Annotated in this window: 22 protein-coding genes and 1 tRNA gene; 10 read left to right on the top strand and 13 right to left on the bottom strand. The window is 73.4% G+C overall.

Going from position 1 to position 22,298, the window contains the following annotated elements:
- From ACH01S_RS39980 to ACH01S_RS39995, 4 genes are read right to left on the bottom strand one after another with little or no spacing between them, the layout of a single operon-like run.
- Entirely contained in the window at positions 1-1,587 is a 1,587-nt protein-coding gene (locus ACH01S_RS39980; RefSeq protein WP_083981691.1) for an FtsW/RodA/SpoVE family cell cycle protein, read from the bottom strand.
- On the bottom strand, positions 1,588-3,165 hold the full coding sequence (locus ACH01S_RS39985) for a Stp1/IreP family PP2C-type Ser/Thr phosphatase (RefSeq protein WP_067905225.1): 1,578 nt from the start codon (positions 3,163-3,165) through the stop codon (positions 1,588-1,590).
- The gene (locus ACH01S_RS39990; RefSeq protein ID WP_067905228.1) at positions 3,162-3,659 is read right to left on the bottom strand and encodes an FHA domain-containing protein FhaB/FipA; all 498 of its coding nucleotides are present in this window, start codon (positions 3,657-3,659) and stop codon (positions 3,162-3,164) included. Before ACH01S_RS39990 ends, ACH01S_RS39985 begins: the two co-directional genes overlap by 4 nt.
- An 11-nt stretch (positions 3,660-3,670) precedes the next feature.
- Positions 3,671-4,426 carry an FHA domain-containing protein gene (locus tag ACH01S_RS39995; protein ID WP_067905231.1) on the bottom strand — a complete coding sequence of 252 codons (756 nt, stop codon included), beginning with the start codon at positions 4,424-4,426 and terminating at the stop codon, positions 3,671-3,673.
- Positions 4,427-4,553: 127 nt separating this feature from the next.
- On the opposite strand from ACH01S_RS39995, the gene ACH01S_RS40000 reads away from it, so the two are divergent.
- Positions 4,554-4,636: transfer RNA gene (locus ACH01S_RS40000), tRNA-Leu, on the top strand.
- Between the two features lie 380 nt (positions 4,637-5,016).
- Here the strand turns inward: ACH01S_RS40000 and ACH01S_RS40005 are convergent.
- Positions 5,017-6,729 (bottom strand): TerD family protein, encoded by a 1,713-nt coding sequence (locus ACH01S_RS40005; protein ID WP_067905235.1) that lies wholly within the window; start codon positions 6,727-6,729, stop codon positions 5,017-5,019.
- Positions 6,730-6,839: 110 nt separating this feature from the next.
- Here ACH01S_RS40005 and ACH01S_RS40010 point away from each other — a divergent pair, with 110 nt between their 5' ends.
- Together ACH01S_RS40010 and ACH01S_RS40015 are read left to right on the top strand one after the other, a co-directional pair.
- The gene (locus ACH01S_RS40010; protein ID WP_067905238.1) at positions 6,840-8,135 is read left to right on the top strand and encodes a pentapeptide repeat-containing protein; all 1,296 of its coding nucleotides are present in this window, start codon (positions 6,840-6,842) and stop codon (positions 8,133-8,135) included.
- A gap of 178 nt (positions 8,136-8,313) precedes the next feature.
- Positions 8,314-10,110: an alpha/beta hydrolase gene (locus ACH01S_RS40015; protein WP_067905240.1), complete on the top strand. Its 1,797-nt coding sequence runs from the start codon at positions 8,314-8,316 to the stop codon at positions 10,108-10,110.
- A 68-nt stretch (positions 10,111-10,178) separates the two neighbouring features.
- Here ACH01S_RS40015 and ACH01S_RS40020 read toward each other — a convergent pair whose 3' ends face one another.
- Positions 10,179-11,411, bottom strand: coding sequence for an APC family permease (locus tag ACH01S_RS40020; protein WP_067905243.1), 1,233 nt, complete (start codon positions 11,409-11,411; stop codon positions 10,179-10,181).
- Positions 11,412-11,682: 271 nt separating this feature from the next.
- Between ACH01S_RS40020 and ACH01S_RS40025 the strand changes: the two genes are divergently transcribed.
- Entirely contained in the window at positions 11,683-12,729 is a 1,047-nt protein-coding gene (locus ACH01S_RS40025) for a S1 family peptidase (RefSeq protein WP_067905246.1), read from the top strand.
- Positions 12,730-12,804: 75 nt separating this feature from the next.
- Here the strand turns inward: ACH01S_RS40025 and ACH01S_RS40030 are convergent, their stop codons facing one another.
- The 3 genes from ACH01S_RS40030 to ACH01S_RS40040 form a co-directional block, all read right to left on the bottom strand.
- A complete protein-coding gene (locus tag ACH01S_RS40030) occupies positions 12,805-13,179 on the bottom strand; it encodes a MerR family transcriptional regulator (RefSeq protein ID WP_067905249.1) in 375 nt (124 codons plus the stop codon).
- Positions 13,180-13,215: 36 nt separating this feature from the next.
- Positions 13,216-14,226 carry an MDR family NADP-dependent oxidoreductase gene (locus ACH01S_RS40035; RefSeq protein ID WP_067905252.1) on the bottom strand — a complete coding sequence of 337 codons (1,011 nt, stop codon included), beginning with the start codon at positions 14,224-14,226 and terminating at the stop codon, positions 13,216-13,218.
- 76 nt (positions 14,227-14,302) lie between these two features.
- The gene (locus tag ACH01S_RS40040; RefSeq protein ID WP_148344179.1) at positions 14,303-14,515 is read right to left on the bottom strand and encodes a TerD family protein; all 213 of its coding nucleotides are present in this window, start codon (positions 14,513-14,515) and stop codon (positions 14,303-14,305) included.
- A gap of 18 nt (positions 14,516-14,533) precedes the next feature.
- Here ACH01S_RS40040 and ACH01S_RS40045 point away from each other — a divergent pair, with 18 nt between their 5' ends.
- Positions 14,534-15,223 (top strand): MmyB family transcriptional regulator, encoded by a 690-nt coding sequence (locus tag ACH01S_RS40045; RefSeq protein ID WP_246236511.1) that lies wholly within the window; start codon positions 14,534-14,536, stop codon positions 15,221-15,223.
- A gap of 12 nt (positions 15,224-15,235) precedes the next feature.
- Here the strand turns inward: ACH01S_RS40045 and ACH01S_RS40050 are convergent, their stop codons facing one another.
- Both ACH01S_RS40050 and ACH01S_RS40055 read right to left on the bottom strand, forming a co-directional pair.
- On the bottom strand, positions 15,236-16,075 hold the full coding sequence (locus ACH01S_RS40050) for an NAD(P)H-binding protein (RefSeq protein ID WP_067905257.1): 840 nt from the start codon (positions 16,073-16,075) through the stop codon (positions 15,236-15,238).
- Between the two features lie 91 nt (positions 16,076-16,166).
- Positions 16,167-16,793: a TetR/AcrR family transcriptional regulator gene (locus tag ACH01S_RS40055; protein WP_067905261.1), complete on the bottom strand. Its 627-nt coding sequence runs from the start codon at positions 16,791-16,793 to the stop codon at positions 16,167-16,169.
- A gap of 112 nt (positions 16,794-16,905) precedes the next feature.
- On the opposite strand from ACH01S_RS40055, the gene ACH01S_RS40060 reads away from it, so the two are divergent.
- The 4 genes from ACH01S_RS40060 to ACH01S_RS40075 all read left to right on the top strand — a co-directional run bounded on the left by ACH01S_RS40060 (position 16,906) and on the right by ACH01S_RS40075 (position 20,388).
- Entirely contained in the window at positions 16,906-17,904 is a 999-nt protein-coding gene (locus tag ACH01S_RS40060) for a zinc-binding dehydrogenase (protein ID WP_067905264.1), read from the top strand.
- 44 nt (positions 17,905-17,948) lie between these two features.
- Positions 17,949-18,884, top strand: coding sequence for an AraC family transcriptional regulator (locus tag ACH01S_RS40065; RefSeq protein ID WP_067905266.1), 936 nt, complete (start codon positions 17,949-17,951; stop codon positions 18,882-18,884).
- A 60-nt stretch (positions 18,885-18,944) separates the two neighbouring features.
- Positions 18,945-19,355: a phosphoribosyl-AMP cyclohydrolase gene (locus ACH01S_RS40070; RefSeq protein WP_218010562.1), complete on the top strand. Its 411-nt coding sequence runs from the start codon at positions 18,945-18,947 to the stop codon at positions 19,353-19,355.
- A 70-nt stretch (positions 19,356-19,425) separates the two neighbouring features.
- Positions 19,426-20,388 (top strand): DUF5996 family protein, encoded by a 963-nt coding sequence (locus tag ACH01S_RS40075; protein WP_067905269.1) that lies wholly within the window; start codon positions 19,426-19,428, stop codon positions 20,386-20,388.
- On the opposite strand, the gene ACH01S_RS40080 is transcribed toward ACH01S_RS40075, so the two are convergent.
- Together ACH01S_RS40080 and ACH01S_RS40085 are read right to left on the bottom strand one after the other, a co-directional pair.
- Positions 20,385-21,092 (bottom strand): hypothetical protein, encoded by a 708-nt coding sequence (locus ACH01S_RS40080; protein WP_067905272.1) that lies wholly within the window; start codon positions 21,090-21,092, stop codon positions 20,385-20,387. The genes ACH01S_RS40075 and ACH01S_RS40080 overlap by 4 nt on opposite strands.
- A complete protein-coding gene (locus ACH01S_RS40085; RefSeq protein ID WP_067905276.1) occupies positions 21,089-21,796 on the bottom strand; it encodes an RNA polymerase sigma factor in 708 nt (235 codons plus the stop codon). The genes ACH01S_RS40080 and ACH01S_RS40085 overlap by 4 nt, the downstream gene beginning before the upstream one ends.
- A 127-nt stretch (positions 21,797-21,923) precedes the next feature.
- Between ACH01S_RS40085 and ACH01S_RS40090 the strand changes: the two genes are divergently transcribed.
- The coding region (locus ACH01S_RS40090) for a hypothetical protein (protein ID WP_218010563.1) at positions 21,924-22,298 on the top strand (375 nt) is incomplete at its 3' end.

A 22,298-nucleotide genomic window follows, 5' to 3' on the forward strand; every position in this document is an offset into this window, starting at 1 on the left:
TCACCTCGTGCTCACGATCTGGGTCATGCCTTCGTCCTGGATCGCCTGCGGGGCGGGCTTGCGCGCGTCGTGGCTCATCCGCACCAGGATCGCGATCAGGATCCAGTTGGCCATCAGCGACGAGCCGCCCTGGGACAGGAACGGCGTCGTCAGACCGGTGAGCGGGATGAGCCGCGTGACGCCCCCGACGATCACGAAGACCTGGAGGGCGAGGACGAACGACACACCGCCCGCGAACAGCTTGAGGAACGGGTCCCGCGCCGCGACGGCGGTCTTCATCCCCCGTTGGACGATCAAGGCGTAGATCAGCAGCAGCACCATCAACCCGGTCAGACCGAGTTCCTCCCCGAGCGAGTCGAAGATGAAGTCGCTGAAGGACAGCGGTGTCCGCCAGGGTTCGCCCTGGCCGAGGCCGGTGCCGAGGACGCCGCCCTCCCCGAGCGAGAACAGCCCCTTCATGAGCTGCGCGCTGTCGGAGTACTCGCCGCCGAGTTCGGCGCAGGCGGCGTAGCCCGGGAAGCCGTTCCCCTGCGCCTTGTACTTCTTGTAGATGTCGGTGTCGGGGTTGACCGGGACGACCTTGCCGCTCTCCAGCAGGCAGCCGCCGTCGAAGTACGGCTTCGGGTTCTGCCAGATGTCGATGCGCTGGTTGACGTGCCCCATGAACGGCAGCAGCGTCGCGATGAACACGCCGACCGCGAGCAGCCCGACGCCGATGAACACCCACGACACCCGCTGCGTCGCGATGTAGAGCATCGACACGAACAGGCCGAAGAACAGCAGCGCGGTGCCGAGGTCCTTCTGCATGAACAGCACGCCCAGGCAGAGGAACCAGATCACCACGATCGGGCCGAGGTCGCGGGCCCGCGGCAGGCTGACCGGCCCGACCTTCTTCCCGATCAGCGACATCGCCTGCCGCTTGTTCACCAGGTAGCCCGCGAAGAACACGACGAGCAGCAGTTTGGTGAACTCGCCCGGCTGGACGGACAGCGGACCGAGGTGGATCCACACGCGGGCGCCGTTGATCTCCATCCCGATGCCGGGGACGATCGGCAGCAGCAGCAGGATCACGCCGGTGAGGCCGATCAGGTACGTGTAGCGCTGCGCGGTCTTAGGGGTGACGGACAGCGGGGCGTCGGGCTTGTCGGTGTCGCGCATCAGCAGCACCGCGACGACGAACAGGCCGATGCCGACGAACGTCCACATCAGCTGGCCGGGCGCGTCGGCGGCGTCCTTCAGCAGCTTCTTGCCCGCCGCGGCGGCGACCTTGTGGTCGTGGCTCGTGTCGAGGTCGAGCCGGTAGATCATGGCCAGCCCGATGCCGTTCAGCGCGACCGCCAGCGGCAGCAGCAGCGGGTCGGCGTAGGGGGTGAACTTCGTCTGGACGAAGAACGCCGCGAACGCCAGCACGAGCAGCCCGCCGCCGTAGACGAAGAGCCCGCCGGGGAGGTTGCCGTCCCGCGCGAGCCCCACCTCGGCGAACGCCGACAGGGTCAGCACCATCGCGAAGATCAGCAGGGCCAGCGAGGCGGAGTTGCGCCGCTGGTAGGGCAGGTGCGCCCGGATCTGGTCCCCGATCGACTGCATCTACGACTTCCCCCCGTCGGAGGGACAGTCCCGGATGGACGGGTCGCGCCGCTTGCACTTGTCGCGGCGCTCGGTCAGCTGCCGGAGCCGGTCGTCGGCCGCCGCGCGCCCGATGAGGTTCGACACCTCGCCCTTCCGGACCGCCGTGGCGTCCGAGACGGGCAGCTCCGCCACCGGGAGGGAGGTGGCCTTCGGCCCGTCCTCCACGCAGTTCTGCTGGTTCCGGCCGCGCACGACGGCGACCTTGCCGGACTGGTCGACCAGGCTGTACTTGCAGACGCGGTCGACCAGGAGCTGCCAGTCGGCGGGGCCGTCGACGGTGTAGGTCTCCTTGACCTGCCGCTGGAGGTCCTGCGGGAGGTCGACGACCGTGATCGGCTGGAGGTCCTTCGCGTCGGCCTTGCGGGACATGTCGAGGCCGAGGACGCCCTGCGGCGTCCCGCGGTAGAGCACCGCCTGCCCCTTCTCCTCGCCGATGTAGTAGCCGTTCCTGACGTTCTGCACCAGCACGAACCCGCCCGCGACGAGGCCGACGACGACCACTCCGGCGACGACGATCAGCCACGTCCAGCGGCGGCCGCCGCGGCGCGCCCCGCCCATCGGCGCGCCCTGCATCGCGCCCGCCATCGGCGGACCGCCCCGCGGGTCGCTCAGCGGGGCGGGCGCGGGCGGCGGCGGCATCTCGTCGACGGCGACCGGCGGCTGCGGCATCGTGTCGCGCAGCTGCGCGGCGCGTCCGGCCGGGGTGTCGGCGACCGTGGTGTTCGCGCCGGGCCCGCCGCCCGGCGGCTCCGGCGGCGCGGCGTTCGCCGCCGCGCCGACCGCCTGGCCGGGCCCGCCCGTCGGCGGCTGCCGCTCCATGTCGATCACGTCGGCGACGACGCAGGTGATGTTGTCGGGCCCGCCGCCGCGGTTCGCGAGGTCGATGAGCTGCCGGACGGCCTGGTCGGGCTCGTCCACGTCGGTCAGCACCTGGAAGATCGTCTCGGCGGTGACGACGCCGGACAGGCCGTCCGAGCACAGCAGGTACCGGTCGCCGACCTGCGCCTCGCGCAGCGACAGGTCGGGGTCGACCTCGCCGCGCCCGTCGAGCGCGCGCAGCAGCAGAGAGCGCTGGGGGTGCGACGCCGCCTCGTCCGGGCTGATCCGGCCCTCGTCGACGAGCGACTGCACGAGCGTGTGGTCGTGGGTGATCTGGAAGAGGCTGCCGTCGCGCAGGAGATAGGCGCGCGAGTCGCCGATGTGGACGAGCGCGACCTGGTTGCCCGCCCACAGCATCGCGGTGAGGGTCGTCCCCATGCCCTGCAGGGCGGGGTCGGACTCGACGATGCGGTGCAGGTTGTCGTTCGCCGCCTTGACCTTGTGCTCCAGCGCGGCCAGCAGCTCCGTCGCGGGAAGGTCCTTGTCGAGGGCGCGCAGCGCCTCTATGGCCGCCGCGCTGGCGATCTCGCCGCCGACGTGCCCGCCCATCCCGTCGGCCACCGCGAGCAGGTGCGCGCCCGCGTACGCCGAGTCCTCGTTGCCCTCGCGCAGCATGCCGACGTCGGAGCGCACGGCGTAGCGGATTCCCAGAGTCATTTGCGCAGCTCGATCACGGTCTTGCCGATACGGACCGGGACGCCCGGCGGCACCGGCATCGGCTGGCTCACCTTCGTGCGGCCGAGATACGTCCCATTGGTCGAGCCGAGATCTTCCACGATCCACTGACCGTCCTGCGCATAAAGTCGGGCATGCCGGCTCGAAGCGTAGTCGTCGGTCACAACGAGCGTGGCGTCATTCGCCCGACCGATGGTGATAGGGACCCCGGTGAGGTCTATGACGGTGCCGGCCCGTTCGCCCTGCACCACCACCAGCTTCGTCGGGGGGCCGTGCTGGGCGCTGCGGGGCTGCCGCTGCGGCTTCGGCTGCTGCCGCGGCTTCGGGGGACGGGGCTGGGACGCCCGGTTGGCCGCCCTCGTCGCGGCCTTCGAGCCGAACAGGTCGGCCCTGATCACGCCGACGGCCGCGATGACGAACAGCCAGAGGACCGCGAGGAACGCCAGCTTGATCAGCGTGAGGGTGAATTCGGACATCGGAGTCGGGGTTACTCCCTATCGCGGCGGAACACAAGGGTGGTCCGGCCCATCGTGACCCGGGAGCCGTCGACCAGCGTGACCCGCCGGATCGGCTGCCCGTTCACGAACGAGCCGTTGGTCGACCCTAGATCCACGAGAGCGATTTCGGGACCTTCTACGCGTATCTCGGCATGGTGCCGGGACACGCCGGGATCGACGAGTCTCAGGTCGCAGTCCGTGCCGCGACCGAGCAGGGTCACCGGCGTATTGATCTCATAGGTGCGCTGGGTCGCGTCCGCCCCCTCCACCGCCGTGGTCACCAGCAGCCGCGGATGCCCGCCGAACACGCCCCCGCGGCCCCCCCGCGGAACGTCGCTCACCGGCTGCCGGATCTCCCCGCCCTCGACGGTCGAACCCCGGATCACCCCGGACCGGATGCGGAACATGCCCGTGGCGAGATCCCCCGCGTTCTCGAACCGGACGCGCACCGGACCGACGAAGGAGTACCCCTGTTCCTTCGCGTACTCGCGCGCCAGGTTCGCCAGCTCCTGGCTCAGGCTGTCGGCGTACACCTGCAGCCGCTGCCCGTCCTGCTGAGAGATCTCGACGACGAAGTCGTTCGGAACGAGCGTGCGGCCCTGTGCCACGATCGCCGCCCGATCGTCCATCTCGCGCTGCACAGCACTGGCCACCTCGACCGGCTGCAGCTCGGACTTGAAGGCACGGGCGAAGGCTCCTTCGACCATGCCCTCCAGCCGTCGCTCGAAGCGCTGAATGACGCCCACGGGCACCTCCCTTCCCCACTGGTAGACGATCGTATCGGTGTGAAGGTTCGCTCGGAGTATCTGGATACCTAACCACTGCTAGGACCGTGCTAGCCTTTTCAGCGACCCGAAACGGGTCGACACCCACGGGCGGGTGGCGGAACGGCAGACGCGCACGGTTCAGGTCCGTGTGTCCGAAAGGATGTGAGGGTTCAAATCCCTCCTCGCCCACGATGGAGTTGGGAGTGGTGTACCCGCGGAGAGCGCGGGTGGCCACTCCCTCTTTCTGTTTGTCTGGGGGGCGACCCCCAGACCCCCGATGTGGGGGGCTCCGCCCCCACGCCCCCCTGCCGGTTGCGGTCTCTGTCTTGGTGCGGCTGTCACTTCGGTGCGGGTCGTTCTTTCTTCCTGGTTGCTGATGGTGCGGGTGGTGCTTCCCCGCCGGGTGCGGGTCGCGCTTCCCTGATGGTGCGGGTGGTGCTTGCCCGGTGGGTGCGGGTCGTGGTTCCCCGGTGGTGCGGGTGGTGCTTCCCCGGTGGGTGCGGGTCGTGCGTTTCTGGTGGTTGCGGGTGGGGCTTGGGTGGGGTTGCGGTCGTCTTAATCGTGGGCGTTCAGTCTGTTATGTCCAGGCCGTAGCTGCGGGCCAGGTCGGCTAGGCCGTGGTCGTAGCCCTGGCCTATCGCGCGTAGGCGCCAGGACGGGCCGCGGCGGTAGAGCTCGGCCAGCAGCATTGTGCGTTCGGTGGTTCCTGCGTCGAGGGTGGCCTGGGCGAGCGGGGCCTCGCTGCCGCTGGGGCCGACTGTGATTTCTATGGCGCCCACCGCGCCGAAGGTCGTTGTGCCGTCGATGGCGGCGGCGATGACGACCTTGTGCACCGCCGGGGAGAGGGTCGCCGTGTCGATGATGATCGACTGTTCGGCGGGGCCGTCCGCGGACAGGGTGACGGCGCCGTCAGGGGTCTCGGGCGCGCCGTAGAACACGAAGTCCTCGTCGCGGGAGACCTGTTCGTCGGCGTCCAGAGCGAAGGCGACGACGTCGATCTCGCAGGTCGTCTGGTGGGCCCATGTCGCGGCGACGGTCCACGCGGTCGTGCGTGATGCTAGGTCGGTCGCACCGCCCCGGGGCAGGACGGGGATCGCGGGCTGCTTGGGTTCCACAGGGGGTGGTGAGGGGCTCAGCGTCCGCAGCCAATTCTCGTCGTGGACGGGCAGGCCGAGGGAATCGACCCTGGTCATGCGCCGGTCGGTGTCTCCGCCCGGAAGGACGACGACGTCGGTGACGCTGGCGGAGAGGTTGACGGCGGCGGAGCCGCCGAGTTCGGTGACGCGGAGCCGTGCCGCCGCGGCCTGGTCATGTGAGCCGCCCAGGACGAGTACGCGCCGTCCGGTCAGGCATTTGGGAGGTCGTGTGGGCGGGGGCGTGGGACGGCCCGTGGGTGTCGGGGGCTTGTGGGGGGTGCCGGGGCGTACGTCCTGGAGTAGGCGCAGGAACGTGGGCTCGTCGATGGTGGGGACGCGCTCGGCTATCGCGCGTTCGGCCTTGGCGCTGCGAGAGGTCGGATCGTTGGTTACGAGCGCGCTGGTGTGGCGGCTGACCGTGGACATCATGTTCAGTCCCGTTGCCGCCGCCTTGGCCGTCAGGTCGGGGCGGGGTGTTCGGGTGTCGCCGGTGATGGCGATCTTCATTCCCTGGACGAGTGGGCCGCCGGTGGTGAGGCGTCCGGGGTTGCGGTAGGCGCAGGGGATTTTGGGGGTGCGGGGGCGGACGGCGGTTTGGCGGGGTGGGCAGGGCACTAACGGCAACTGGAGGCCTAGTCGGGCCGCGGCCGTCAGCGAGCCGTGCAGCACTCCGGCCAGGACGCGGGTGTCGTCCACCGCGTCGTGCGCTTTGGTCTGGACGACGCCGTAGTGCGCCGCCAGTGTCCCCAGGCGCATGTTGGGTGTGGGCGGGGACAGGCGGCGGTTGAGGGCGAGGGTGCACAGCCGCTGGTCGACCGGGAGGCGCAGCCCGGCGCGGGCGAACTCGTGCGCGAGGAAGTCGTAGTCGAAACGCGCGTTGTGGGCGACCATCACGCGGCCGTCGAGCAGGGCGGCGACCCTAGGGCCGATCTGCTCGAACTTGGGCGAGCCGACGAGACGTTCGCTGGTCAGGCCGTGGACGTGGACGGGTCCGGGATCACAGCCCGGATTCAGTAAGGAGGAAAACTGGGCCGCCACCCGTCCGTCGGCATTGATCGTCATCAGGGCGATGGACAGGATGCGGTGCTCGGCGGGTCGGAAGCCGGAGGTCTCCACATCGACCAGGGCCCAGTCGTAACCCAACATGGAAGGCGCGTGTCCAAACGATCAATGTCGCGTGCCCCCGAATGCTAACGGTGTAATTCCGCGCGCGGCCAGATCGTAGAGTTGCCCCTTTCGGCCATTTAGGAGGCGGGTTGGGCGGGCAGGCGGCGGTGGACGCTCTGTGTCGGCGGTGGCGAACCGGTGGTGAGGGTCTCGACGCGCTGCGGGAGTTCGGGCGGACGCTGGCGGAGCTGCTGCGCGCCGGAGGCGGCCTGGACGTCGATCTGCGCGGTGCGGTCGTGGTGGACGGCCGGTTCGCGGAATGCGCGTTCGGCGCCGTGGACTTCTCCGACGTGCGGTTCGTCGGCGATGTGGACTTCGCGGGGGCGCGGTTCGGCGGGCAGGCGGTGTTCCAGCGCGTGCTGTGCGAGGGAGACGCGGAGTTCGGCGGGGCCGCCTTCGCGGGGGCGGCGGTGTTCGGGCGTGCCCGGTTCCGGGGCGCGGCCGGGTTCGCGGGGGCGCGGTTCGCCGATCTGGCGTGGTTCGGGCGCGGCGAGGACGGGCTGTCGGAGGAGGACCCCGCCTGGGACGACGTCGAGAACGCGGTCACGCCCGCCTGGCAGGAGCCCAACGAGGACGATCCGCACTGGCCGCTGGCCGTCCTCGACTTCGACTACCAGGAGTGGATCGAGGGCGGTGACGGTGCCCGCTTCGCCGGTCCGGTCACCTTCCGGGACGCCGGGTTCGCCGCGGACGCCTGGTTCGGCAAGGCCCGGTTCGGCGCCGCCGCGGACTTCACCGGCGCGTCCTTCGGCGGCCCCGTCCACCTGGTGGCCCCGACCGTCGACCTGGCGGGTGCCCGCGCCGAGGCCGCCGACCACGAGTGGCCCTTCGGCTGGCGCCTCCGCGATGGCGAGCTGGTCGCCGACCCTGGTCGGTGTCGGCTGGCCGACCCCGACCCTTTCGCGCGGTTGGCGGGCGTGGAGCTGCTCGCCTCGGTCGGCGACGCCGAGCCGGCGGCCCGCGCGGGGGTGGCCCGCGCGCTGTGCGAGTACCTGCGTGTGCCGCTGACCTTCGCCGTCACCGGGCCGCTGACGCCGCAGGAGGCCGCGGAGTTGCGCGCGCGGCGGGCCGCGCAGGAGGCGCTCGCCTCCCGCGCCCGTCCCGGCGGCTGGCCGGAGCTCTCCTTGCACCTGTCCGGCGCGACGCTCGTCGACCTGGACCTCAGCGGCGTCTCGGTCGGCTACGGCGACTTCTGCGGCGCCCAGTTCCACGGCACGACCGACTTCGCGGGGGCGGTCTTCGAGCGCGCCGACTTCTGCCTGCCCGGCTCGTCCGAGGGCCGCGCGACCTTCCACGGCCCGGCCGACTTCACGGGGGCGCGGCTGTCGCGCCACCACGGGCGCTCTGGCCTGGATCACTGCCGGTTCCACGCCGGCGCCCCTTGATCCCGCGCGGCGGGTGTAACGCGGGTTGGGGGGAGGCGTCAATCGGTCTTGTGGGTGATCTTGCCGGGTGGAGGTCCGGTCCGGTGGTGGATCACGGGGGCCGGTGGGGCGAACAAGAATCGGTGGTCCAATCCGCGCCTTTCGCGGATAAGGCACCGATCCCCACGAAGGGAACCGTATGCGCCTCAGACACAGGATCCTCGCGGCCGGAATCGCGGGTGCGGCGCTCGTGCCCGCCTTAGCCGTCACCGCCCTCGCCAGCCCGGGCGCCCGGGCCGGCGACGTGACGAGCCCGGTCGAGAAGAAGCGCGTCGACAGTGTGCCCACCCCGAAGCTCGCCTGGTACAAGTGCTACGAGATCGCGGAATGCGCGACCGTCCGGCTGCCTCTGGACTATGACGACCCGAAGGGCGCGACCACCGAGATAGCCGTCCTGAGAGTGAAGGCGCGGAACGCCAAGAAGAGGGTCGGCAGCCTGTTCGTCAACCCGGGCGGGCCCGGCGGGCAGGGCACCGCCCTCGCCTACCAGGCGGGCCAGTTCCTCGGCGCGGACGTCCTCGACCGGTTCGACGTCGTCGGGTTCGACCCGCGCGGCATCGGGTTCAGCTCCAACGTGGCCTGCTTCAAGTCCACGAAGGACCAGACGCTCGCGCTGGACGGCCTGAACGTCGCGTTCCCGGTGGGCGCGAAGCAGGAGGCCGCCTACATCAAGTCGGCGACGGCGCTCGCCAAGGGCTGCTCGACGACCGGGAAGAAGCTGGCGGGCGCGATGTCCACCGCCGAGGCGGCGCGCGACATGGACGTCCTGCGCCGCTCCGTCGGCGACAAGAAGCTGACCTACCTCGGCTTCAGCTACGGCACGGCGCTCGGCCAGTACTACGCGAACATGTTCCCGGACCGGCTGCGCGCCGTGGTCGTGGACGGCGTCCTCAACCCCGTCTCCTGGACGGGGACGAAGAAGACGTCCGGCCAGATCCTGGACGACCGGCTCCGCTCCGCCGACGGCGCGTACAAGGCGCTGAAGGAGATCCTCGTCCGCTGCGCCAAGGCGGGCAAGGCCAAGTGCCAGTTCGCCGAGTTCGGGGACCCGGCCAAGAACTTCGACGTCCTCGCCCAGCGGTTGAAGGCGAAGCCCGCCGACATCGAGGGGGAGAAGGTCACCTACGCCGACTTCGTCGGCGCGACGCTCGGCAACCTGTACGACCCGAGCGGCTACCTGTTCATCGACGCCATGGCGACCGACCTGTGGAAGGCGACGTCGTCCACGTCGACGGCGGCACAGGCCGCCAAGGCGCGCAAGGCGCTCGCGGCGACCATCGCGCGGCGCCGGGCCGAGGTCGCGCGGCAGAAGAAGGACGCCGAGAAGGTCACGGCCAAGGACTTCCCCTACGACAACGGGCTCGACGCGTTCAGCAGCGTCGTCTGCACCGACGGCCTGCACCCGAAGAAGGCGGGGAGCTGGCCCGCGGCCGTGGCGGCGTCCGACAAGCGGGCGCCCTACTTCGGGCGCGCGTGGGGCTGGGGCAGCGTCCAGTGCGCCGGTGAGGCGTGGAAGGTCCGCGACGAGGACGCCTACACCGGGCCGTTCAACCGGAAGACGAACGCGCCCGTCCTGTTCGTCGGGGACTACTACGACCCCGCCACGAACTACGACGACGCCGTCTCGTCCAGCAAGCTGCTGCCGAACAGCCGGTTGCTGACCAGCGACAGCTGGGGGCACACCGCCTACGGCACGTCGGCGTGCGTGACCAACGCGGTCGAGGGCTACCTCGTCAGCGGGACGCTGCCGCCCGCGGGCAAGGTGTGCGTCGGCGACGTCCAGCCGTTCGAGGGCGACGGCGGTCCGGCCGTCGCGACCAGGGGACCGGCGGACGCGAGCGCGATGGCCGCCCGGGCGGGCACCGCCGCGCGCGGTCCGAAGCTGCCCCCGGTGGCGGTTCGGGTTCCGACGTCCATCCTGCTCGGGACGCGCTGAGCGGCCGAACGACCGTGACGCCGGGCGGGTCCGTCAAGGGCCCGCCCGGCGTTTCGCTTCCCGCGTCCTCACGCGGACCGCCGGCGGACGAGGTAGAGGACGGCGCCCGCGGCGAGCACGGCCGCGCCGGTCAGCACGGAGGCCGGGGGGAGCGCGAACGCCAGGACGAGGCAGCCCGCCGCGCCCGCGACCGGGACCGCGCGGGGCGGACGGCCCTCGTCGCGGCGCAGCGTCCAGGCGGACGCGTTCGCGATCGCGTAGTAGGCCAGCACGCCGAACGACGAGAAGCCGATCGCGCCGCGCAGGTCGGCCGTCGCCGCGAGGACGGCCACGACCAGGCCGACCGCGAGTTCCGCGCGGTGCGGCACCCGGCGCCGCCGATGGACCGCCGCGAGCGCCCCCGGCAGGTGCCGGTCGCGGGCCATGGCGAGCGTGGTGCGGGAGACGCCGAGGATCAGCGCGAGCAGCGAGCCGAGCGCGGCGACCGCGGCGGCGGCGCGGACGGCGGGCACGAGGGACGCCAGCCCGGCCGCGTCGACGGCGTCGGCGAGCGGCGCCCCCGCGGCGGCCAGCCGTCCGGGTCCCAGCACGGACAGCACCGCGACCGCCACGGCGGCGTACACGGCCAGCGTGATGCCGAGGGCGATCGGGATGGCGCGCGGGATCGTCCGGGCCGGGTCGCGCACCTCCTCGCCGAGCGTCGCGATGCGCGCGTAGCCGGCGAAGGCGAAGAACAGCAGGCCCGCCGCTTCGAGGACGCCGCCGGGCGAGGTGTCCGAGCCGACGTCCAGGCGTCCGGCGGCGGCGGCGGACGAGGTGAGGCAGGCGACCACCACGGCGGCGAGCGCGGCCAGCACGACCGCGACGATCACCCGCGTCAGCCAGGCCGACTTCTCCACGCCCAGGTAGTTCACGCCGGTCAGCAGCACCACCGCGGCGACCGCGACGACATGCGGATGTCCCGGCCACGCGTACGACCCGACGGTCAGCGCCATCGCCGCGCACGACGCGGTCTTGCCGACCACGAACGCCCATCCGGCGAGGTAGCCCCAGAACGGGCCCAGCCGTTCCCGGCCGTAGACATAGGTACCGCCGGACGCGGGGTACCGGGCGGCGAGCCGCGCGGACGACGTCGCGTTGCAGTAGGCGACGACGGCGGCCGCCCCGAGGCCGACGAGCAGCCCGGACCCGGCCGCCCGCGCGGCCGGCGCGAACGCCGCGAACACCCCGGCCCCGATCATCGACCCGAGCCCGATCAGCACGGCATCGGAAACCCCGAGCCGCCGCCGCAGCACGTCCATCGCCACCGCCCTCCCGCCCCCGCCGCATCAGGAGAACAGCATTTCTTACACAGGTGAACACCCCGTATCGGCGACGCGCCGTCCGGCGGGCCGGGCCGTCCGCGTCAACGGGCCGTCTGAATTTCTGTTGGGGTTGAAACCTGGTTACTGACAGGTGCCCGACGTACGGTGTCGCCACGCACGGCGCCTCCACCACCAGGCGCGTGTCCCCCCGCCAAACCCCCGAGGAAGCCGCCGGTCCCAGCCGGTCGGCGGCGAAAGGTGGCGACAAGTGAACCGAGGTGTGCACCTCAAACGCGTGGTCCCGCTGCTGGGCGTCGCGGCCGTGGCCGCGCTTCCCGCGTTCGGGACCGTTCCGGCGGCCGCCGCCGCGCGGCCCGTCCCCCCGGCCGGGCAGCCGCTCGGCGCGTTCGCCGACCGGCTCACCGGACGGCTCGGCGCCGAGGCCGCGGGCGCCTACGTCGACCGGGACGGCCGCCTGGTCGTCAACGTCACGACCCCCGCCGCCGCGCGGCGGGTGACCGCCGCCGGTGCGACGCCCCGCGTCGTCGCGCACGGCATCGCGCGGCTCGACGCGTCCAAGAGCGCGCTCGACCGGTTCGCGGGCAGCCCCGGAGCGGTCGGCCTGGCCTGGGGCGTGGACGTGGTCGCCAACGCCGTCGTGGTCAGCGTCCCGGCGAACGACCGGGACGCGGCGACGAACGCGCTGGTCAGACGTGCCCGCGCGCTGGGCGACACGGTCCGGATCAGGCGCGTGCCCGGCGCGGCGCGGCCGATGCTCGGGCCCGGCGACGCGATCACGACCGGCGGCTCGCGCTGCTCGGTGTCGGTGATCGGCACGGGCGGCGGCGCCGACTACGTCGTGACGGCCGGGCACTGCACCCGCATCGGGACGACGTGGTCGACGTCCGGCGGCGAGCAGATCGGCACCACGCAGGCGAGCAGTTTCCCGGGCAACGACTACGGGACGATCCGCGTCACGAACGGGTCGCTGCAGGTGTCCAACGCCAACCTGACCGAGGTCGGCAGGCCGCCCGCCGGGTCGCAGGTCATCAAGAAGGGCTCGACCACCGGCACCACCTCCGGCCGGATCGTCGGCTACGACCGCACGGTCAACTACCAGGAGGGCACGGTCAGCGGCCTGATCGAGACGACCGCGTGCACGCAGCCGGGCGACAGCGGCGGCTCGCTGCAGAGCGGGAGCACCGCCGTCGGCATCACGTCCGGCGGGCGGACGGGCGGCTGCACGGCCAACTACCAGTCCTATTTCCAGCCCGTGGACGAGGCGCTCCAGTCCCAGGGCCTCACCCTCAAATAACAGCCCAACCGAACGGAGCATTCGGGCGGGGCTCCCGGAAGGTCGGGAGCCCCGCCGTTCGTGTCCGGCGGGACCTCAGTCCTGCGGGACCAGCCCGACCCGGGCGGCGAGCCGTTCGCGCTGCCCGGTGAGCCGGGCGATCTCGGCGTCGAGCGCGTCCAGCCGCCGCCGGGCGACGCCGGAGCCGCGCCCGCAGGCCGTGGGCGAGGGCGGGGCGCCGCCGTTCTCGTCCAGCAGGTGGAGCATGTCGGCGCAGACGCGGAGGTCCTCGACGGTCAGGCCCATCGACAGGAGCACGCGGATGGTCCGGACGCGGCGCACCTCGGCCGGGCCGTAGCGGCGCTGCCCGCCCGCCGTGCGGTCCGGCGGCGGCAGCAGTCCGCGCTGCTCGTAGAAGCGCAGTGCGCGCGGGGTGGTCCCGGCCGCCGCGGCGGCGTCGCTGATCCGCATCAGTCCTCCGGTGTCGTCCGCCGGGGACCGCCGCCGCTACAGCTCCACGATGACGGTCCCCAGGTGCCGTCCTGCGATCGCTTCGTGCAACGCGCGCGGGGCGCTCTCGATGCCCGCGAACCGGACCTCGGGCAGGACGATCTCGCCGGAGCGCAGCCAGCCGCCGAGGCGGCGGGCCCACTCGGCGTCCAGCGCCGGGTCCGCGCCGCCGAAGCCGCGCAGCTCGACCCGCTTGACGATCAGCTCGAACGTGTCCAGCTCGACCGGGGACGTGGTGCCGGGACGGTCCGCCGCGAGCTGCCCCGCCAGCGCCCCGACCAGGACGATCCGCGCCCTCGGCCGGGCCACCGAGACCGCGGCGCGGAGCTGCTCGCCGCCGACGTTGTCCACGACCACGTCGACGCCGTCCGGCGCGGCCTCCGCGAGCCGCGCCTCGAAGGACCCGTCCCCGCGCAGCACGGCGGCGTCGTAGCCCAGTTCGGCGACCATCCGCTTCGCCTTCTCCGGCGAGCCGGTGCTGCCGACGACCCGGCCCGCGCCGAGCAACCGGGCGACCTGGCCCGCGACCGAGCCGACGCCGCCCGCGCCGCCGGACACGAACACGGTCTCGCCGGGGCGCGGCCGCGCGTCCCGGACCAGCGCCGCGTACGCGATCGCGCCCTGGCCGAGGTGGGCCGCCGGGTCGGGGAGCCCGCCGTCCAGCGGCGCGCACTGGTCGGCGGGGACGGCCGCGTACTCGCGCCAGCCCTGCCAGTGCTGGACGAGGTCCCCCGCCCGCAGCCCGCTGCCGTCCGGCGCGGACACGACTTCGCCGACCGCCTTCCCGAACAGCGCGTCGCCGGGGTTCAGCGGCGGGAACGGCGCGCCCTTCACGCTCCCGGCGATGACCGTCCGCAGGGCGGGGAAGACGTGGAAGAAGCGGTTCCGGACGAGCACCTCGCCGTCCCCCGGCACCGGTACCGGCACCTGGACGACGGTGAAGTGCTCCGGCTCCGGCAGGCCGTCCGGCCGGACGGCGAGCCGGACTTCACGCGAGGTATCGGGCATCGGCACTCTCCCAGGTCGGTTCCACGACGGCCCCGCGACGCTAACCCCTGACCCGCGCGTCAGAGTCAAGCCGCGATCAGCCCATCTCGATGAACTGGTGGTCGGCGCGGATACGGCCGTCGGCGTCCAGGGAGATGACGTCGAAGCCCCCGCCGACGTCCGCTCCGGTCCCGGTCGTGCGCATCTTCCAGCGGAGGCAGACCAGGCCCGGCATCGGCTCGTACGGCTCCGCGCCCGAGACGAAGGCGTGCTCCCCCGGCTTGACGAACATCTCGTACGCCCTGGTCACCCGAGCGATCAGGGCGGGGTGGCCGCGCACCTCAAGCGGCGGCGCGGGAAAGGCGAGCGCCCTCGCCGCCTCGCGCATCTCCTGCGGCGGATCGGACACCTGTCGCTGCGGGAGCGGAACGACCTGCTGCTCACCGCCGGATACGCCCCGGTCTACTCCGAGTCCGGGCTGGACGCCCCCGAGCTCGGCCCGGTGCGCGAGGCGCTGGACCGCATCCTCGACGGGCACCTGCCGTACCCGGCGGTCGTCGTCCGGGCGTACGGGGAGATGGTGTCGGCGAACGCGGCGTTCGACGTCCTCGCCGAGGGCGCCGCGCCCGCGCTGCTGGAACCGCCGGTCAACGTGCTGCGCCTCGCCCTCCACCCGGACGGCATGGCCCCGCGGGTGGCGAACCTGGCCGAGTGGGGACGGCGCGTCACGTCCAACCTGCGCGACCTGGTGCTGCGGAGCCCGTCGCCCGTCCTGGAGGAGTTCGTCGCCGAACTCGACGGCTACCTCCCGCCGGTGGAGCCGCGCGCCGACCACCTCGGGTTCGCCGTCCCGCTCCGGCTCCGGACGCGGGACGGCGAGCTGCGCCTCATCACGACGCTCACGTCGTTCGCGACCGCCGTGGATGTCACGGTGTCCGAGCTGCACCTCGAAGCGTTCCTGCCCGCCGACGAGGCCACCGCCGAGATCCTCGCGCGCCGCGCCGCCGACCGCGCCTAGCTTCCGGCGCGCCTAGCTCCAGGCGCCCGCCGCCGCGGTCTCGGCGACGTAGTCCTCGAACCTTCGGGGCGGACGTCCGAGCGCCTTCTCGACGCCGTCCGCGACGGCGGCCGCGCCGCCGTCCCGGACGATCGTGAGCAGACCCGCGAGCAGTCGCGCCGCGTGCGCCGGGAGACCCGCCGCGACCTGCTCCTCCACGAACGCCTCCGGCGTGACGTCGGCGTACCGGACGTCGCGCCCGGTGGCGCGGCCGATGAGGTCGGCGGCCTCGCCGAAGCCGATCGCGCGCGGTCCGGTGAGGTCGTAGACCTGCCCGGCGTGCCGGTCGGCGCCGGTCAGCGCGGACACGGCGACGTCCGCGATGTCCACCGCGTCGACGAACGGGGTGCGCCCGTCGCCGGTCGGCAGTGACAACCTCCCGCTGAGCACCCCCCGCAGGAAGAACGCCTCGCTGAAGTTCTGCGAGAACCAGGTGGGACGGAGGATCGTCCAGTCGGCGCCGGAGTCGCGCACCGCCCGCTCGGCGTCCCAGAGCGGGGTGCCCGGCTCGCTCCCGCCGGGCGCGGACAGCATCACGAGCCGCCGGACGCCCGCCGCGCCCGCGGCCGCGACGAACCTCGGGACGCGCCCGCGCGCGTCCGGGTCCCCGCCCGGATAGGGGTTCGGTTCCACGACGTAGACGGCCGCGACGCCGTCCAGCGCGGCGGCCCAGGTGCCGGGGTCGGCGAGGTCGAAGGGGACGTCGCCGGAGGTCCGGGACGCGGTGCGCACGGTCCGGCCGGCCGCGCGGAGGCGGTCGGCGACGCGGCGGCCGGTCTTGCCGGTGCCGCCGAGGACGAGATAGGTGGTCATGCCGTCCAGCGAACTCCCGAACGGCTGGACGATACATGGGTGATCGTCGCGAAGGCATTTGCGATCGTCCAGCGCGATCGTCCAGCGAGGGCTAGGCCACCGGTTGCGGGGGCGCGGCGGTGAGGGCGTCCCAGGCGGCCATCGCGCAGGAGACGACCTCCTCCAGTTCGTCGCGGGTGGCGCCGTCGCGGGCCTGCACGGACATGCCCTGGACCACGGTGGTGTAGTAGCGGGCGACGGCGTCGAGGCGGGCGGGCGGCAGGTCGAGGTCGCCGTCGCGGACGCCCTGCGCGAGGCGGTCCCTGACGGCTGCGAGCTGGCCGCGCCGGATGTCGGCCAGGAACTCCCGGACGTCGCGGTTCTCCACGGCGCCGGTGGGCGCGGCGAGGATGAGCATGCAGTAGTGCGGCGCGTCGGAGCGGGTGATCTGGTCGGCGGTGGCGCGGAGCATGGCGTGGATCGCGGCGCGCGTGGCCGGATGCTCGCTCAGCGCCCTCTTCGGCGGCCCGCCCGAGGTCGTGCCGTAGAGCAGCATGACCTTGCGGAACAGCTCCTGCTTGCTGCCGAAGCAGGCGTAGATGCTGGCCGAGGCGATCCCCATGGCCCGGGACAGGTCGGTGAGCGAGGTGCCCTCGTAGCCGTGTTCCCAGAACACCTCCAGCGCCCGGCGCAGGGCGGTGTCCGGGTCGAATGTGCGCGGCCTGCCGCGAGCGGCCATCCGGCGTCCCTCCGAGACTTGTTTGTCGTTCGTTCAATTTTACCTTGACCTGCGCGGGAGCGTCCTGTTACGTTTTTTTGATCGTTCGACAAACAAATGAGAGCCGGTCCCCATGAGCATCCCCTCCACCATGCGCGCCCTGCGGCAGACGTCCCTCGACGGCCCGCGGGACCTGCGCCTGGTCACCGACGCGCCGGTGCCGCGCCCGGGTCCGGGCGAGGTCCTGGTCCGCGTCACCGCCGCCGGGGTCAACTTCGTCGACGTCTCGCAGTCCCGGGGCACGTTCGCGAACGGTCCCCGGCCGCCCTATATCGCGGGCATCGAGGGCACGGGTGAGATCGTCGCCCTCGGGGATGGGGTGACCGGCCTGGAGCCCGGCGCCCACGTCGTCGGCGTCGGCGTCCAGGGCGGCGCGTTCGCCGAGTACATGGTGCTGTCCGCGGCGGGCGCGGTCCCGGTGCCGCCGGGCTGGTCCGACGAGCAGGCGCTCGGCCTGGTCGTGAACTGGCCGACCGCGCTCGCCGCGCTCAGGCCGCTGGGCGGCGTCGCCGAGGGGCGGACGGTCCTGATCCACGCCGCCGCCGGCGGGACGGGCCAGGCGGCGGTGAAGATGGCCAAGCACTACGGCGCGACGGTGATCGCCACCGCCTCGCCGGACAAGCACGAGGTCGTCCGGGCCCTGGGCGCCGACCACGTCATCGACTCGCGCGGCGCCGACATCGCGGCCGACGTCCTCGCGCTGACCGGCGGCGCGGGCGCCGACCTCACGCTGGAGTCCGTCGGCGGCGCCACGCTCGCCGCCAGCCTCGCGGCGACCAGGCGCGTCACCGGCCGGGTCGTCGTCTACGGCCTCGCGGGCGGCGAAGCCGCGATCAGCAACTGGGACCTCGTCTACCGGCACCAGGTCCAGATCATCGGCCTGAACATCGGCGTCCTGATCCAGGCCGCGCCGCAGGTCTTCGGCGAGCTCATGGGCGAGCTGTTCGGACTCATCGGGAGCGGCGTCCTCGGTCCCGGCGAGCCCACCGCCTACGGGCTGGCGGAAGGCCCCAAGGTGCTCGCGGAGCTGGAGGCCCGTTCCACGGTCGGCAAGCTGGCACTGCTGCCCTGACCGGCCCGCTCGAAAAGCACATGTGATCGTCTAGCGTGGGACGGGTGGACGTCCTCACCGACCTGCTGCACCGCGCGCGGGCCGGGAACGCGCTGGTCAAGCAGCTCATCCAGAGTCCGCCGTGGGCGATGGCGTTCACGGACGCCCCGCCGCTGACGGTCACCGCGACGCTCGGCGGCCGGGCCTGGCTCCGCTCGCACGAGCCCGGCGCCGCGCCGGTCCGGCTCGCGGCGGGCGACATCGCGCTGGTCGGCGGGACGAGCGGCTACACGATCGGCGACGACCCGGCCACCCCGCCGCTGACGCTGGTGGACGCGGACGGCAAGCGCCGCCTCGGCGGCGACCCGACGGCCTGCGAGCTGCCCATCGGGCCCCGCACCTACGGCGACGGGCTGCCCGGCGCGACGGTCATGCTCCGCGGCGTCTACGACCTGCGCGGCGACGCCGCCGGACGGCTGCTCGCCATGCTGCCGCCGCTCGCCGTCGTGCCCGCCGGTCCCCGCACCCGCGCCGCGCTGGACATGCTCGCCGCCGAGACCGCGCGCGACGAGCCGGGGCAGGACGCCGTCCTCGGGCGGCTGCTCGACCTCGTCCTCGTGCTGGCGCTGCGGGCCTGGTGCGCCCGGCCGGAGCACGCGCCCGCCTGGTACCGGGCGCTCGCCGACCCCGCGATCGGCGGCGCGCTGCGCGTCCTGCACGACGACCCCGCCCGGCGCTGGACGGTCGCCGCGCTCGCGGCCGAGGCCGGGATGTCGCGCGCCGGGTTCGCGGCGCGCTTCACCGGCCTGGTCGGCGAGCCGCCGCTCACCTACCTGACCGGCTGGCGGATGAGCCTCGGCGCCGACCTGCTCCGCGACACCGACGCGACCGTCGCCGCCGTCGCCCGCCGGGTCGGCTACGCGGACCCGTTCGCGTTCAGCGTCGCGTTCAAGCGCGCCCGCGGCCTCAGCCCCTCGGAATGGCGCCGCCGGGCCCGCTGACCGGCGCGGCGGCGTGTCCCCGGTGCGGCGTCCTGTGCCGCGGGCGGGCAGGATGTGAGGGTGAACGAACTCGAAGAAGGCACCCGGCTCACTCTGGACTTCGACAAGCTCGCGGGCGTCGCGGCGACCGGGGCGCGGGTCGTCCCCGTCGTGCTGCAGGACGCGGCGAGCGGCGACGTCCTGTTCATCGGCTACGCCAACGACCAGGCCCTCAAGGCGACGCTCGACGAGCGGATCGCCGTGCTGTGGTCGACGTCCCGCAACGAACTGTGGCGCAAGGGCGCGACGTCCGGGGACGTCCTCGAACTGGTCGACGTCCGCGTGAACTGCGAGCAGAACTCGCTGCTGTACCTCGTCAACCGGACGACCGGCGGCGCCTGCCACACCACGCTGCCGTCCGGGGAGGCGCGTCCGACCTGCTACTACCGCTCGGTGACCGACACCGGGACGCTCGGGTTCGTCGAGCTCTAGCGGCCCGCGCCCGGACGGTCCGCGCATGGCGGGCACGTCCAGCGGATATGGGTCCGGGTGAGGAGGGGGCATGGAACCTGAGCGGAGCGGCTGGCCGCGGCTGCGCGTGGACGACTGGCGCGACACCCGCGACACGCTGCACATGTGGACGCAGATCGTCGGCAAGGTCAGGCTCGTGCACGCGCCGCTGGTGAACCACTGGTGGCAGGTGACGCTGTACGTGAGCCCGCGCGGGCTGACCACGTCGGCCGTCCCGTACGGCGCGGGGGCCTTCGACGTCGAGTTCGACTTCGTCGAGCACCGGCTGGGGATTCGGGCGAGCGACGGCGGGGTCCGCGGGTTCGACCTGGCGCCGATGCCGGTCTCGGAGTTCTACGACCGGACGATGCGCGCCCTCGCCGAACTCGGGATCGAGACCTCGATCCAGGCGCGGCCGAACGAGGTCGACCCGGCGATCCCGTTCGCCGAGGACGACCGGCACGCCGCCTACGACCCGGCCGCCGCCCACCTGTTCTGGCGGCAGCTTCTCCAGGCGGCGCGGGTGATGGGCGAGTTCAGGTCCCGGTTCGTCGGCAAGGTCAGCCCGGTGCACTTCTTCTGGGGCGCGATGGACCTCGCCTGCACGCGGTTCTCCGGACGCGAGGCGCCCGTCCACCCCGGCGGCGCCCCGAACTGCGGCGACTGGGTGATGGAGGAGGGCTACTCCAAGGAGCTGAGCAGCTGCGGGTTCTGGCCGGGCGGCGGCGACGAGGGCGCCTTCTACGCCTACGCCTACCCCGAGCCGGACGGGTTCGCCGACCGCCCGGTGGGGCCGTCCGCCGCGTTCTACAGCCGGGAGAACGGCCAGTTCCTGCTGCCGTACGAGGCGGTGCGGACCGACCCCGACCCCGACCGGGCGCTGCTCGAATTCCTGCAGGGCACCTACGAGGCGGCGGCCGACCTGGCGCGCTGGGACCGGTCCGCGCTGGAGGCCGACCCGGAACGCTGGGCCGACCGGACCCGGCACGCCGGGTCCGGCGGAGGGCGCGGCTAGCCGATCACGACGTTGCTCTTGCCGGGGCTGAGCTGGGACGGCTCCTCGCCCTTGACGATGCCGTTGCCCGGGTTCCCGTTCGACGGGTTCTTGGTGTAGCCGGGGCCCCGCGACGGCGTCGGGTGCGGCTTCCTCGGCGGCTTGGTCTTCTGGTTCTGGTCCTGCTTCTGCTGCCCGGGCGCGTTCGCCTTGCCGTGCTGCTTCTCCGTCACCGACGGCGTCGGCGCGGGCGTCGGGGTGGCGGGCCGCCGGGACGAGGGCGGCGGGCCCGGCGTGTACCGGGTGGGCGGGGACCGGTGGCCGTCGCGGTCGTAGCCGGACGGGCTCGCGGGCGGCGCGGGGCTGTGCCCGGGGAGCCGCCCGGTGATCGTCGCGTAGGCGGCGCCGCCGGTGAGGACGAGCGAGCCGCCGACGATCGCCACGACCTTGATCGTCAGCAGTCGGCGCAGCGCGGCGGCGCGGGACGGCCGGGCCGGGCGCGGGACGGCCCGGAACGCGGCGACGGCGGCGTCCTCGCCCGCCAGCTCGCCCGGCCGGGCGGGCGCGGCGGCGGCGGCGAGCAGCGCGTCCAGCGGGTCCGGCGGGTCCGGCGGGGCGGCGCCGGGGGACGGGCGGCCCGCGCGGCGCAGCAGCCGCTCCGCGGTCCGCCGGTCGAGACGTGCGGCCTGCCCGCCCGGGTGCCCGGCCTGGTGATGGTCGCTCATGACACCCCTTCAGCGCCCGTACCGCCGGTTTTGTCACTCTGGGCGAGGGGAACGCTGCCGGGCGCTGTCCCCTCGGCCGCGTCCCCCGCCCCGCCACCGGCTCCATCTCCGGCTCCGGCTCCGTCTCCGGCTCCGTCCGCCCGCTCGTCCCCGCCGGGCGCGGACAGCCGTTCGGCGAGCCTCCGCAGCCCCCGGTACGACGCGGTCCGGACGGCGCCGGGACGCTTGCCGAGGACCTTGCCCGCCGACTTCGCGTCCAGCCCGACGACGACCCGGAGCATCACGGCCTCGGCCTGGTCGCGGGGCAGCTCGGCGATCAGGCTCAGCGCGTCCCGGGTGGCGATGCCGTCGAGGGCGTCGACCTCGGTGTCGGCGTCGGCGGCCATCGTGAGCAGCTCCTCGACCGGCAGGTCGGACCCGGGCCGCCGGGACCGGCGGCGCAGGTGGTCCAGCGCGCGGTGCCGGGTGATCGTCGCCGTCCAGCCGCGGAAGCCGTCCAGGTCGCCGCGGAAGGACGGCAGGTCGCGGGCGATCTGCAGCCACGCCTCCGACGTCACGTCCTCGGCGTCCGCGCCGACGAGCGTGCCCGCGAAGCGCACCAGCCGGGGCTGGACGTCGCGGTAGAGCATGCGGAAGGACTCCTCGTCGCCGTCCTGCGCGGCCCGCAGGGCACGGCCGAGCTGTTCCTCGTCCGCCCGTTCCATCCGGGCCATTGTGCAGGGATTCCGGTCGCGGTGTGACATGTACCCGGCTGTTCGCGCTGAAGCAGTGACCCCCCACGGCCGGCCCCGTGGGCGGGCGCCCCCTCCCGCACCGAGACGATGGACGGCGATGATCGGGAACGTCCCGCACGACCGCGACGAGCTGCTCGTCACCGGCGTCCCGCCGGTCACCGGGCCGCTCACCATGCCACTCACCGAACCGCCAGGGCCGGACGACGCCGGGACGACGATCCCCGTCGCGGCGGAGCCCGACGCCGTGTTCGTCGACGCGTCCGGCGGGCGCGCCCGGTTCGGCCGCCGGCTCGGCCTCGCGGCCGGGGCGGTGCTGGTCGTGTTCCTCGGCGCGCTGGGCCTCGGGATGGCGACCGGCCCGAGCGTGCCGCTGACCCCCTGGGGCGAGCCGTCCGCGCGGCCGAAGGTGCACGTCAGCACGCCGGACGACCCGCCGGGGACGCCGCCGGACCGGCGGGCGGGCGCCCCGCCC

The sequence above is a fragment of the Actinomadura chibensis NBRC 106107 genome (genome assembly GCF_001552135.1).
GTDB classification, from domain to species: domain Bacteria; phylum Actinomycetota; class Actinomycetes; order Streptosporangiales; family Streptosporangiaceae; genus Spirillospora; species Spirillospora chibensis.